A 13,600-nucleotide genomic window follows, 5' to 3' on the forward strand; every position below is an offset into this window, starting at 1 on the left:
AGCCCGCCAGCGGAAAAAGAAATTTCCATGGCCATATCCCAATCTTTGCATTCATCGCGCTTGAGAATTCAGGGCAAAACCGCCATCCTGATCTCAAAATAAAACGACTCGTCCGGATGGCCTCGCCAACTGGGCGCGTGATTCATAGTTTGAACGGGGCGTTCCTTATGTCTTTTGCTTTCCTGAACTCGACACTCAGCCATTGCAGGCCAAGCGGGGTGATTGCCCTTGCGATATGCCTTGGCACCGCACAATCGGCATTGGCACAGGATCAAAGCGACGCCCCTCCGCCCAAGGTTTCAATCGCTGCGGCCTATAGCGAAGAAATCACCGACGAGGCAGTGTTTATTGGCCGCGCCGAAGCAATCAACAAGGTCGATATCGTGGCGCGGGTCAACGGGTTCCTGGAAACGCAGAATGTCGATGACGGGGCGCTGGTGACAAAAGATGACCTGTTGTTCACCATCGAACCTGACCTCTACCAAGCCACGCTTGAAGCGCGCAAAGCGGATTTGGATCGGGCCGAGGCCAATCTGGAACTGGCCAAGGTCGATCTGGCCCGTAAGGAAGAGCTGTATAAACGCGATGCAACGCCGGAATCCGAACGTGACATTGCCCGTGCAAACGAACTGGTGGCCGAGGCTGAGGTCAAAGCCGCCCACGCAGCGATCCAGCAGGCCGAGCTTGACCTGAGCTATACCGAAATCCACGCCCCGTTCGACGGTCGTATCGGGCGCGTGGAAACCAGCGTTGGCGACGTGGTTGGCCCGAACAACCCGCCGCTGGTCAATCTGGTCAGCGAAGCGCCGATCTACGTGAACTTTTCGTTGAACGAAAAGCAGTTCACCTCGGTTCTGGAGCAATATGGTGAAAGCGCCGCCTCGCTGGCGGAAAGCAACAAAAGCCCGAATGTCCACGTGACCCTGCCCAATGGCACGGATCTGGATGAAACCGGTGAGATCGTATTTGTCGACAACCGTATCGACCCCCTGACCGGCGCGATCACGGTGCGGGCCGAATTCGACAACGCCGACCGCCTGATCATCGACGGTGCCTTTCTGAACGTCCAGATCGAGGCGCTGGAACCCACTCTTCAGGTCTTGATCCCGCAGGCCGCCCTGCAACGGGATCAGCGGGGTGAATTTGTGCTGGTCGTCAACGACAAACAAATGGTCGAACAGCGCTATATCACCACCGGAGACAACGTGGATTCGGCCGTCATCGTCCTGGACGGGTTGCGCGAGGGCGAAAGCGTGATTGTAGAAGGTCTGCAAAGGGTTCGACCGGGTGTCGCTGTCGATGCGGTTGTCGCCTCAGAACAGCCGGGAGAATAACTGATGTTCTCAGCCCTGTTCATCAGCCGGCCCAAGCTGGCGCTTGTTATTTCGCTTGTTCTGACGATCATGGGCGGCATCGGCTATCTGGTGCTGCCGGTCGCACAGTTCCCGGACATCACTCCGCCAGTGGTCAGTGTGACCACCACCTATACCGGTGCCAATGCCGAGACGGTTGAAAACACCGTCGCCGCGCCGATCGAGGCTCAGGTCAACGGCGTGGACGACATGATCTACATGACGTCAACGTCCGCCGATAACGGCTCGTATTCATTGAATATTACGTTCGAAGTTGGCACAGACCCGGATATTGCATCGGTGAACGTGCAGAACCGTGTGGCGCAGGCCATGTCGTCGCTGCCAACCGAAGTGACATCTTCCGGAGTTGTGACGCAAAAAGCCTCGACCAACATGCTGTTGCTGGTCACGCTGACCTCGCCAAACAAGACATATGACAGTGTATTTCTGTCCAACTATGCCTCGATCAACCTCAAAGACGCGCTGGCGCGGGTTCAAGGGGTCGGCAAGGCGGACGTTCTGACCAATCTCGAATATGCCATGCGGGTCTGGATGGATCCGGACAAAATGGCCGCCCTTTCTATCACGCCGGGCGATGTCATCAATGCCATTCGGGAGCAGAATATCGAAGTGTCAGCAGGTTCTATCGGTGCGCCCCCGGTGCCCGAAGGCCAGACGTTTCAATACACGATCAAGACAAAGGGACGTCTGACATCGGCTGCCGAATTTGGTGAGATTGTCATCCGCACCGGCGACGCGGGTTCGATCGTACGGGTCCGGGACATCGCGAGGGTGGAGCTTGGCGCCGAATACTATGCGGCATCAGGTTTCTTCGAGAGTGTCCCTGCAACCGTGCTTGGCATCTATCAGGCACCCGGTGCTAATGCGCTGGCAGTATCCGATCGTGTCCAGGCCGAGCTTGAACGGCTGTCTCGCTCCTTCCCTACGGATGTCGAATATCAGGTCCCGTTCAACACGACCGACTTTGTCGAGCAATCGCTGAACGATGTGGTTTCAACGCTGATCCTGACCTTCATTTTGGTGATCTCGGTTGTCTTTGTCTTCCTTGGCAGTTGGCGCGCCACGATAATTCCGGCCGTTGCGATCCCGGTTTCACTGATCGGGACTTTCGCTTTCCTTCTGGCTTTTGGAATGTCCCTCAACACAATCTCGTTGTTCGCTTTGGTTCTGGCGATCGGTATCGTGGTGGATGACGCCATCGTTGTGGTTGAGAACGTCGAGCGGATCATCGCGGATGAAGGGCTGCCCCCGGCCGAAGCCACGCGCAAGGCGATGGGGCAAATCACCGGACCTGTCATTGCAACCACGCTTGTTCTGTTGGCCGTGTTTGTGCCGGTGACGTTCATGCCCGGCATCTCGGGACGACTGTATTCGCAGTTCGCGGTTACGATCTCGACAGCCGTTGTGATCTCGTCGATCAACGCGCTGACGCTGTCACCCGCTTTGTGCGGGCTGGTGCTGCAGGCGCGGTCAGGACCCCCCAAAGGTCTGTTGGCTGTGTTTGAAGGCTTCATCGGATCGGTGCGCAGCGGCTATGTCGCCATCGTGCGGAAACTGCTGATCATTCCCGTGGTCTCGCTGGCTATTATCGGGGGCTTTGCCTTTGGCAGCGTGACCATCATGTCGAACACATCCAGCGGCTTCCTGCCACTGGAAGACAACGGGTATCTGTTCGTCGATATCCAACTGCCTGACGCCGCGACACTGGAACGAACCGAAACGGTTTCTGCCCGTGTCGATGAGCAAATCCAGCAAATCCCGGGCGTTGCCAGTACCGTTTTGATCAACGGTTTTTCGCTGCTGAACGGGACCACCACCAACGGTGCAGCGATCTTTGTCAACCTCGACAACTGGGACGAACGGCAAGAGGATGACCTGAGTGCCAACGCCATTCTGGGCAAGGTTCTGGCCATCGCCAACGGCGAATCCGCCGCCTCGATCGTGGCTTTCAACCCGCCGCCCATCCAGGGCCTAGGCATGTCTGCAGGCGTCGAGATGGAGGTTCAGCAAACCGGAGGCGGTACCCCTCAGGATCTGGCGTCGGCAGTGGGCTCGTTTGTCTATTCGGCGAACCAGCGGCCTGAAATCGGGCAGGCCTATACGACGTTCCGGGCCAATGTACCTCAGCTATTCGTCGATCTGGATCGGGAAAAGGCCAAGACACTGCAAGTTTCGGTGGCCGAGATTTTCCAGACCATGCAGGCGCAATTGGGTTCGTACTACGTGAACGACTTCAACCTGTTCGGGCGCGTTTATCGCGTGATGATCCAGGCCGAAGGTTCGTATCGGGACAATGTCGAGGACATCTCGAACCTCTATGTCCGGTCGACCAAGGGCGAGATGGTACCGCTGGGCACGCTGATCGATGTCGAGAACGTGCTGGGCCCGGTTCTGCTGAAACGGCACAATCTCTTCCGGTCGGCGACGGTGACAGCGGTGCCTGCGCCGGGACTGTCGACGGGTGATGCGATCAATGTGATGACAGAAGAATCGCAAACCGCCCTGCCCCCGGGATACGCCTTTGAATGGACCGGCACCGCGCAGCAACAGCTGGCGTCCGGCGGTCTGGTCATCGTCATTCTGGGGCTGGCGATCCTGTTCGGGTATCTGTTCCTTGTTGGGCAATACGAAAGTTGGACCATGCCGGTGTCGATCCTGCTGTCTGTCATTGTCGCGCTGTTTGGTGCGGTGGCCGCGGTCGCGATCGTCGGCAGTGACATCAACCTATATACGCAGATCGGGATGATCATGCTGGTTGGCCTCGCATCGAAGAACGGCATTCTGATCGTTGAATTCGCGATGGAGCAGCGCGCCAAAGGGCTGTCGATCAAGGACGCTGCTGCCGAAGCTGCGCATCAGCGTTTCCGAGCCGTGATGATGACTGCGCTGTCCTTCCTGCTGGGCGTTGTGCCGCTGCTGGCAGCAAGTGGTGCCGGCGCGGCCAGCCAAAAGGCCATCGGCGTGGCCGTATTTGGCGGTATGCTGGCCGCAACCCTGTTCGGGGTCATCCTTGTGCCGGTGCTATATGCGGTGATGCAAGGGCTGCGTGAATGGATCAAGGGCGGCAAGGGCGGGCCCAAGCCCGCTGACGAAACCGCCTGATCCACATGACCCAAAAAATGGACGCCCCGCCCGACCGGGCGGGGCGTTTTGTTTAAGGAAGTCAGCTACCCCGGTTTGCGTCTTGCCTGGGAAGGTTCACTCGCCTTTTCCGATAGTTACGCTCTTGCACCTTGTCAGAATCCGATTGGCCTGCCAGTATCCACGGAACCGAAAACTGGCACTCGGAAGGGGAGAACCGGGCCATGATCGCGCTTTTGTTTACGTTATTTACGGCCACAATGGGCCTGAACTATTACGGTCGCACCAAAGCAGGAACAACGCTGTTCCTGATCACGCTGGCGTTGAGCGTCTATTGGCTGAAGTACCATGCAACCAGCCAACTCACCATTCAGCTATAGGGACCAATGATGATGACACAAGAACTGTCCCGGACCCTGAACGCGCTTGGCGCATTGGCGGTCAGTATCGTGCTCGCGCTGGCATTCGGTTACCAGATCGCGCTCTACGAACTCCCCTGCCCTCTGTGCCTGTTGCAAAGGGTCGGCTTTGTCGCGGTTGGTGTCGGGCTGGGCCTGAACCTACTTTATGGGCCGCGCCCGCAACATTATGCCCTGATGCTGCTTGCCGCCCTGTTCGGCGGCAGCGTCGCCGTACGCCAGATCCTGCTGCACATCGTTCCCGGCACGGGCCACTATGGTTCACCGGTCCTGGGGCTGCACTATTACACTTGGGCCGCGATCTGCTTTTTCCTGATCCTGCTGGGCACGGCGGTGATGCTGATGTTCGACCGGCAATATGCGTCGGAACCGGATACGGAACGGTTCGGCGGAAACAAACTGGCCCGGTTCGCTTTCTTCGTCATGTTGGGCCTCGCGGTCTTGAACGCGGGGTCCGCCCTGATTGAATGTGGCCCGACGATCTGTGCCGACCCGCCGACAAGCTACAAACTGATTGACGAAGTGGGCACCAACAACTGAGGATAGGACAACCTTCCCAACCGGAGGCGCGAGCATGGGACTACTGGGACAGCCGCTAGGCTATTACGACTATCTGACATTTGTTGCCCTGATACTGCTGCTTGCAGCGGTCATGGCGCTGTTTCTGTTTCTGATGGGACTGCCCGGTCGCATCGCCATCAAGCGCAATCACCCGCATGCCGAGGCCGTCAAGATCATGGGCTGGATGGGGTTTCTCGCCGTGGTCCCTTGGGTGCATGCCTTTATGTGGGCATTCCACGACGGCGTCACCGTCGATATTCGTCGCGGCCCGGATGAAGAGAAAGACGCCATCCGCAAAGACATCGAACGGCTGGGCGGCAAGGTAAAGGACGAATATCAGCCCGCATCCGACGAAACCGAAAAGAGCTAAGGCCAAAGGAAGTCACAAAAAATGTTCGTCGCCCTGGGCATCACGCTCTTTTACATCATTTTCGTCTGGTTCATTTTCTTCAAGGCGCAATGGCTGAAATTCAATATCACCTGGGGCATCGTCTCGTTCTGGGTTGGCGCGCATCTGTTGTTGATCTTTCTGGTCGCCTTGCGATTTTTCCAGCCCTTCTCGGTCGACAGCCATGTTGTACGGTCGACGATCCAGATCGTTCCCAAACTGACCCAGCCCACCATCCTGACCGAGGTGCTGGTCGAGCCCAACACCATCGTCACCAAGGGTCAGCCGCTCTATCGTTTTGACGACACTGTGTTTTCTCTGGCGGTCGATAATGCCAAGGCGCAACTGGTCGCGGCACAGCAGAACGCGAAGATACTTGAACAGGACGTGATTTCGTCGACCGAAGCGGTCGAGCGCGCCAATGCGCAGCTGGCCTACGCTCAGACGCAGCAGGCGCGGTACGAAAACCTCGTCCCTGCCGGTGGCGCGCGTCAGGACGAACTGGATCGCTGGAACGAACAGGTCACTGAAGACCAGGCGGCGGTCAAACAGGCTGAGGCCAATCTGGAGAAATCGCAACTGGCGCTGGATTCCCAGATCGACGGTGTGAACACCGGCATCCTGCAAGCCCAGGCGCAATTGTCCGAAGCCGAGTATTTTCTTGAACAAACAACGATATACGCCCCGGAAAACGGCATGATCGTGTCACAACAGGCCCGACCCGGCCTGGTCGTCGGCGACATTCGACTGGGCGCAATCGCCAGTTTTGTGACCGAAGATCATCCCTATATCCTCGCCACGTTCCGTCAGCAGAACCTGAAATTTGTAGAACCCGGCCAACCGGTCGAAGTGGCTCTGGACCTTTATCCCGGAGAGATTCTGACCGGCAAGGTCGAGGCCATCTGGTGGGCCACCCGTCAGGGGCAATACCTGCCATCGGGCCGCCTGCCCGGCTTTGAGATACCCAAAATTCCGGGCCGGATTGCTGTTCAGATCAACGTAGATGTGCCCGAAGGTCACACGTTTCCCGCTGGTGGCCATGCGGCGGTGGCAATTTACACCGGTCAGGGAAAAAGCTTTGAGTTTCTGAGGCGTATCAACATCCGCCTCTATTCCTTTGCCAATTTCATCCGACCATTGGATATCTGAGGATGCGTGCCATGACACTCCGCCGGCTGATGGGCTCCGTTCTTTGCGCCGCAACACTTGCGGCCTGCGCGCCGGTGGGGCCGGACTTTGTGCGCCCAAACTCTCCGGTGGTGAAACAGTGGATGGAGGCCAACAATCCCGGCGCAAACGCCAGCGGCCTGACCTCGCGCAGCGCGCCTGTGGTTAAATGGTGGGAAACCTTCAACGACCCGACACTCAACCGTCTGATTGCCGAAGCCTACGCCCAGAACCTCAGCTTGCAGGTCGCCGGTGCAAGGGTGCTTCAGGCGCGCGCGCAATTGGGTATCGCCTTTGGCGAACTTTACCCGCAGTCGCAGGTCGCAGGCGGATCGTTGGAACAACGCCGGATCAGCGAAAACCTCGGCCCGATCTCGGACATCCGACGCATCATCCCGCTGGACACCGAGTTTTCAACCTCGCAGGTCGGATTTGATGCGCAATGGGAGCTGGACGTCTGGGGCGCACAACGCCGGGGTATCCAGGCTGCGCGCTCGAATCTGGCCCTGCAGGTGGCCAATTACGACGATGCGCTGGTGACGCTGACCGGCGATGTCGCCGCGCTCTACATCAACATCCGCTCATTGCAAGAGGCGCTTGCCGTTGCCCGCGAAAACATCCAGTTGCAGCAGGAGTCTTTGGACCTGACGAATTTACGTTTCAACAACGGCGTAACCACCGAATTGGACGTTCAGGAATCCACCGCTCTGCTCAACAACACCAAAGCATTGGTGCCCGAATTGGAGAGCGATCTACAACAGGCCAAGAACACGCTTGCGGTTCTGCTTGGCACCACCCCGTCGCGTATGTCCGGATTGCTGGGCAATTCCGGGCGGATTCCGACGGCGCGATCCAATGTGGCGGTTGGCGTTCCGGCCGAATTGCTGCGCCGCCGACCTGACGTACGCGCTGCCGAACTGGCCGCAGCGACACAATCCGCGCAGGTCGGGATCGCCATGGCGGATCTTTATCCGCAATTCGTTTTGTCAGGCTCCTTCGGCTTGCAGGCCTCTGGCGGGCGCGACCTGTTCAGTTCCAGCAGCGTCACCGGGCTGACCAGCGCCGGAGTGGTCTGGAACGTGCTGAACTATGGCCGTATCCAGAACAACGTCCGCGCGCAGGACGCGGCCTATCAGGCGCTGATCGCCAACTATCAGAACACGGTTCTGACCGCCTATTCCGAGGTCGAAAGCGCGATGGTCGCCTATAGCGAGGCTCGCAAGCAGGTCACGTTTTACCAACGCAGTGTCGAGGCATCGCGCCGTGCGGCTGAGATCGCCATTGATCAGTACCGCGACGGCATCGCCAGCTATTCGCGTATCCTGAACACCCAGACTGCCCTGCTCCGGTCGCAAGCCAATCTGATTGAGGCACGCCAGCAGGTCTCGGCCAATCTGGTTGCCGTCTACAAAGGGCTGGGCGGCGGCTGGCAAATCAGGCAGAACCGCGAGTTCCTGCCCGACACCGTTCTGGCCGAGATGGCGTATCGCACGGATTGGGGCGATCTTCTGGAACAGACCCCGACGCGGGCAAGCCTGAACTGATCCCTATTTGGTCAACCCGCGCAAGCCGCCCGAAATCAGGATATTGACTTCGTAGAGAATGCGCGGCGCGGCCAGACCGCCAGGGCTCGCCAGATAGTTGGGGCTCCATTCCGGATCGAACTTCTGTTTGAACGCGCGCAGGCCTTCGAAATGATAGAACTGCTCGCCATGTTCGTAGACAAAGCCACCGATCCGGTTCCAAAGCGAGGCCAGCTGCCGGTTCTCGATCCCCGAAAACGGTGCCGCCCCCAGCGAGAACCAGTGGAACCCCTGCTCCGATCCCCAAACCATCATGTTCGCAAACAACGCGTCCATGACAAAGCTGGGGCTGTCGGGTTCATAGCGCATCAAGTCCAGCGACAGCTCGGACTTGTTTCCACCCTGAAACAGATTGGCAAAGGCCCAGATCTTGCCGGTTTTGCTGTCGCGCAGCACGGCAAAATCAAAATAGGACAGGTAGTCATCGTCAAAGCCACCAAGGGCGAACCCCTTTTCCTCACCCGCCTTTTGCGCAAGCCAGTCGTCTGAAATCTGCCGCAGTTCCGGCAAGACCGGGGCCATTTGCTCTTTGGGGATGATCTCGAACACGAACTCTTCGCGTTCGGCCCGGTTCTTGGCCTGCCGGAACCGTTTGCGGGACTTACCGTCCAACGAGAAATCCTTGAGCGGCACGCGCGCGACTTCGCCGATCTTCAGGATCGATAGGCCGAGGTCCAGGAATGTCGGCAGATACTTTGTCGAGACACTGTAAAAGGCGCACAGCTTGCCCTCGCGGTCGGCCCGCTCGCGCAATTGCCAAATCAACTGCTGGCCTGAGGTTTCGTCGCCAACCGGCTCACCCTTGGTGATCAGCGCATTGCCGGTATCTGCATAAGCAAGAAAGGCGCTTTCATCCGGAGCAATCAGGAACTGCTTGTCGCCAGTCAGCGAAATCTGCGCCTCGGTATCTTCGCTGTCCAGCGCAAGCTGGGCGACAACGGGCGGTATCTCGGTCCGTACCGGCGCCGGGATGTCACGCCCGAACAGAGAGGTCACGGCGACAATGCCCACGATCACTGCTACCACAAGGCTTGACCGTAAGAACCGCGAGGCGTCGCCTTTCCAGGCAAAATCCCACCACAGCGCGTTCTGATATTCGACATGGGAATAGGCAAACAGCCCGACCCAGAAGATTACAGCCAGCAAGGCGATCACACTGACCAGCCACGGGATGTTCAGGCGAAAGATCGAGGCTCCACTAACCCGGTAGAACGCGCCCCGGAACATCGCCAGCAAGCCTATGGTGGCCAGCATCGACACGGCCTCATGCGTGTCCAGTCCTTTGGCCAGCGAGGCAAAGAACCCCGCCACCATCAGCAGCATCGCCACGACCCAGGCACGGTAGAGCTTGCGGAACAAGCCGCGTGAGACCAGCAGCAACAAAACTCCAATCGCGCTGCCGGCAAGATGCGAAGCCTCGACAAACGACAGCGGCAAAACCTCGCGCAGTACGCCCAGGTTTTGTGAGCTGGCGGGCAGCGCACCCGATACCAGCAGGATCACGCCAGCCACGGCGGCCACCCCGGCGGCGACCATCGGCACGATCGGCCGGATCGCCCGGTACACCCAGGTTGCTGCCCCGCCGATCCGGTGCCGTTGTGTCAGGGCCGAGGCGATGGCGATGGACAGGGTCGCAATTACAAAGGGCAAGAAGGTGTAGATGACCCGATAAAGCAGCAGCGCCGCGATCACGTCGGACCGCCCGGACGCGCCCAGCCCCGCGATCAGGGTCGCTTCGAAAACCCCCAACCCGCCCGGTGCATGGCTGAGGATCCCGACCGCGATGGCTGCGATGTAGATCGTGAAGAAATAGGGATAACCGACGCCCAGATCGTCCGGCATCAGTACGTACAACGCCATCGAGGCGCCGAACAGGTCGCCGATTGCGGCAATGGTCAGCAAGCTGGCCAGTTTGCCGCCGGGCAGGTTAAACCCGATGCCAGCAAAGGAAAACCTACGCCCTCCGCGCGACAGCCAGACAAACAGGACAATCAGCCCGGTCAACAGGCTCAGGCCAATAGCGGTCTCAAACGTTTCACTGATTGGCAATGCATTTGATATCCCATCGGGATGAACCGTCAGTAACAGGCCCAGAACCAGCACCAGCCCCATCCAGAAGGCCACCCAGGACGTCGCAATGACCCCGGCGACACGCCCCAGATCCAAGCCCAGCGAAGCATAGATACGATACCGGATCGCGGTTCCGGTGATGTAGGAGAATCCCAGACAGTTCGACACCGCATACCCGCTGGCCCCGGCCATCCCGGCGACCGGCAGGGGCACTTTGCCTTCCGCCACGCTTTGCACCGCGAGCACATCGTAAAACGACAGGGAAACAAAGCTGACGGCCGTCCAGCAAAAGGCAATGAACAGAATGCGCCAGGGCGTGCCTGCTACATCTGCCTTGACCTCGGACCATTTCACATGCGCCGAGAGCTCATGCAAAACAACAAGCGCGATCAGCGTGATCAGGACAGGCACCGCGATACGGATAAAGGGTTTTTCCAGCAGCGTGGTGATCTTTTCCGCCCACCGTCCGGGCGTCGATTCGTCTTGAGCTGCCTCTGTTGTCATCAAACGGATCCTGCATTTGCGCTGCCTGTTGGGACCAGCCTTTGCCCAAGCTTGGCACAAATCTCAGACAGGTCAAAGCGTTACCGCCAGTAGCGCTAGGATCGACCCTTACGAGTGGACAGCAGCAAGTTGGTCTCGGACCGCTTGATGCCGTCCATGCGGCGGATCTGGAACAGGATGCCGTCCAGCTCTGCCAGCGTTTCGGCACCAATCTCGGCGATCAAATCCCAACTGCCATTGGTCGAATGCACCGCCCTCACCTGTTGCAGCGCCGCGATACGCGACATGATCCGCTCGGTCCCGCGCCCCTCAATCTCAAGCATCATCAGTCCGCGCACCGGGCTTTCCGCAACACCGCTGCGTGTGACCACCGAAAAGCCCACGATCTCACCCGATTGTTTGAGGCGCTGCAGACGGCTGCGTACCGTGGTGCGCGTGACACCGAGGGTTTCCGCCAGTTCCGACAGCGACGCACGGGCGTCGCGATGCAGGGCGTTCAGAAGCCTGTTATCCAAATCGTCCAAGTCAGGTTCCCATTCCGAGTTTCTGGCTTTCTTTTTGAGCAATTTGATCCCTTCTCGCAACCCATCTTGCGTCGGTAAATAGGCATATGGACCAAAAATCTCTTATCATTATCGGGGCACCGATGGACTCGGGCAAACGGCGACAAGGGTGCCGGATGGGGCCCGATGCCTATCGTGTTGCCGGAATAGTCCCCGCCTTCAGCGACTTGGGGCATCAGGTCAAGGATATCGGCGACACCTCGCCGGACCCGGTTGACATACCGGAAGACACGCACCTGTTTAGCCTGCCGGAATGTGTTGGCTGGACCACAGCCCTGTCGCGCACCGTGCAAGAGGCCGCCCCGCACGGCATGCCGGTCATTCTGGGTGGCGACCATGCTTTGTCGATGGGAACAGTCTCGGGCATGGCGGCGCATGCCGAGCGGATCGGCAGACCGTTCTTTGTGCTTTGGCTGGACGCCCACAGCGACTTTCATTCGCCCAGCAGTACCAGCAGCGGCAATCTGCACGGAACGCCTGTGGCCTATGTAACGGGTCAGCCGGGGTTTGACGCCTTCCCGCCCCTGATCGCGCCGGTCCCGACCCATCGCGTCGGGATGATCGGGTTGCGGTCCGTCGATCCCGCCGAGCGGGCGCTGCTCGAGAAGGATCAAGCCATGCTGGCGGATATGCGCAGCATCGATGAACACGGGATCAAAGCACCTCTGATTGCCTTTCTCGACAAGGTCCGCTCCGAGAACGGGATTCTCCATGTCTCGCTGGACGTCGACTTTCTGGACCCGGCGATCGCGCCGGCCGTTGGGACAACCGTACCCGGTGGTGCAACCGAGCGCGAAGCCCATCTGGTGATGGAACTGCTGCACGAAAGCGGTTTGGTCTGCTCGTTGGATTTGGTCGAGTTGAACCCGTTTCTTGACGAGCGCGGTCGCACCGCAAAACTGATGGTCGATCTGGCAGCCTCGCTGATGGGGCGCCGCATATTCGATCGCCCGACACGGAGTTTCTGATGCACTCACTTCAGTCACCATCCGCCGTCGTTATGGTCCGACCGCATGCCTTTGCGTCGAATCCGGAAACCAGTCACGACAATGCCTTTCAAACGCTGGCAAACAGAGCAGCGCAGTCCACATCTGACGCCGCCAGGGACGAGCACGATCAGGCGGTTGAAACGCTACGACATGCCGGAGTGAAGGTTCACGTCTTCGATGACGACGGTCACCGAGACACGCCAGACAGCGTTTTTCCGAACAACTGGTTCTCTACCCATCCCGGCGGCCATGTGGCGGTGTATCCGATGTTCGTGCCTTCGCGCCGACGTGAACGTCGCACTGATGTCATCGAAATGTTGAAGCACGAGTACCGGGTTCAGGACATCATCGACTACTCGGGGCTCGAACGGGACAATCTGGCGCTGGAGGGCACGGGGGCGATGGTCCTGGATCACGTGGGTCGCATTGCCTATACGGTAAAATCCAACCGTGCCGATCCGGTTCTTTTGGAAAGATTCTGCACTCACTTCAACTACGAACCCATCGCGTTTGAAGCGCAGGACAGCCAAGGGCGTGATGTGTATCACACCAATGTTCTGATGGGCATTGGCACGCAGTATGCCCTGATCTGCCTGGATATGATCGCTGATGCCGAACGTCGCGCGACCGTACGCTCTCGGCTGGAGGAATCCGGTCGCACGGTCATTGACCTTTCCCACGAACAAATCGCCGAATTCGCTGGCAACGCGATTGAACTGAGCGGGACAGATGGCCTTGTGCTGGCCCTGTCCTCGCGCGCCTTGCGGGCGCTGCGTTCCGAGCAGATTTCCGTCATCGAATCCAGCGCAACACCGCTACCGCTGTCCGTTCCCACTATTGAGACTGCCGGTGGCTCCGTGCGCTGTATGATTGCCGGTATTCACCTGTCCCGCCGCTAGGAG

The 13,600-nt window shown here is 58.9% G+C and carries 11 protein-coding genes; 9 read left to right on the forward strand and 2 right to left on the reverse strand.

Annotated elements, in window-relative coordinates; all coding sequences use genetic code 11:
• Positions 1-167 precede the first annotated feature (167 nt).
• From ACR0LX_RS02660 to ACR0LX_RS02690, 7 genes are all read left to right on the forward strand, one after another.
• Entirely contained in the window at positions 168-1,334 is a 1,167-nt protein-coding gene (locus ACR0LX_RS02660) for an efflux RND transporter periplasmic adaptor subunit (protein ID WP_480782449.1), read from the forward strand.
• A 3-nt stretch (positions 1,335-1,337) separates the two neighbouring features.
• On the forward strand, positions 1,338-4,475 hold the full coding sequence (locus ACR0LX_RS02665) for an efflux RND transporter permease subunit (RefSeq protein ID WP_480782450.1): 3,138 nt from the start codon (positions 1,338-1,340) through the stop codon (positions 4,473-4,475).
• Positions 4,476-4,678: 203 nt separating this feature from the next.
• Positions 4,679-4,834: a DUF5993 family protein gene (locus ACR0LX_RS02670; protein WP_480569059.1), complete on the forward strand. Its 156-nt coding sequence runs from the start codon at positions 4,679-4,681 to the stop codon at positions 4,832-4,834.
• Positions 4,835-4,843: 9 nt separating this feature from the next.
• Complete coding sequence (locus ACR0LX_RS02675) at positions 4,844-5,413, forward strand: disulfide bond formation protein B (protein ID WP_480782451.1); 570 nt, start codon at positions 4,844-4,846, stop codon at positions 5,411-5,413.
• A gap of 34 nt (positions 5,414-5,447) precedes the next feature.
• The gene (locus tag ACR0LX_RS02680) at positions 5,448-5,804 is read left to right on the forward strand and encodes a DUF3302 domain-containing protein (RefSeq protein ID WP_480569053.1); all 357 of its coding nucleotides are present in this window, start codon (positions 5,448-5,450) and stop codon (positions 5,802-5,804) included.
• 21 nt (positions 5,805-5,825) lie between these two features.
• Positions 5,826-6,971, forward strand: a complete 1,146-nt coding sequence (locus ACR0LX_RS02685) for an HlyD family secretion protein (RefSeq protein WP_480782452.1) — start codon at positions 5,826-5,828, stop codon at positions 6,969-6,971.
• Between the two features lie 11 nt (positions 6,972-6,982).
• Complete coding sequence (locus ACR0LX_RS02690; protein WP_480782453.1) at positions 6,983-8,533, forward strand: efflux transporter outer membrane subunit; 1,551 nt, start codon at positions 6,983-6,985, stop codon at positions 8,531-8,533.
• A 3-nt stretch (positions 8,534-8,536) separates the two neighbouring features.
• On the opposite strand, the gene mprF is transcribed toward ACR0LX_RS02690, so the two are convergent.
• Positions 8,537-11,146: a bifunctional lysylphosphatidylglycerol flippase/synthetase MprF gene (mprF, locus tag ACR0LX_RS02695; RefSeq protein WP_480782454.1), complete on the reverse strand. Its 2,610-nt coding sequence runs from the start codon at positions 11,144-11,146 to the stop codon at positions 8,537-8,539.
• A 95-nt stretch (positions 11,147-11,241) separates the two neighbouring features.
• Positions 11,242-11,670 (reverse strand): Lrp/AsnC family transcriptional regulator, encoded by a 429-nt coding sequence (locus tag ACR0LX_RS02700; protein WP_480569042.1) that lies wholly within the window; start codon positions 11,668-11,670, stop codon positions 11,242-11,244.
• 86 nt (positions 11,671-11,756) lie between these two features.
• Here ACR0LX_RS02700 and rocF point away from each other — a divergent pair, with 86 nt between their 5' ends.
• Both rocF and ctlX read left to right on the forward strand, forming a co-directional pair.
• A complete protein-coding gene (gene rocF, locus ACR0LX_RS02705) occupies positions 11,757-12,677 on the forward strand; it encodes an arginase (RefSeq protein ID WP_480782455.1) in 921 nt (306 codons plus the stop codon).
• On the forward strand, positions 12,677-13,597 hold the full coding sequence (gene ctlX / locus ACR0LX_RS02710) for a citrulline utilization hydrolase CtlX (protein ID WP_480782456.1): 921 nt from the start codon (positions 12,677-12,679) through the stop codon (positions 13,595-13,597). The genes rocF and ctlX overlap by 1 nt, the downstream gene beginning before the upstream one ends.
• Positions 13,598-13,600: the final 3 nt, after the last annotated feature.

It is taken from the genome of Ruegeria sp. CH11, from assembly GCF_056537105.1.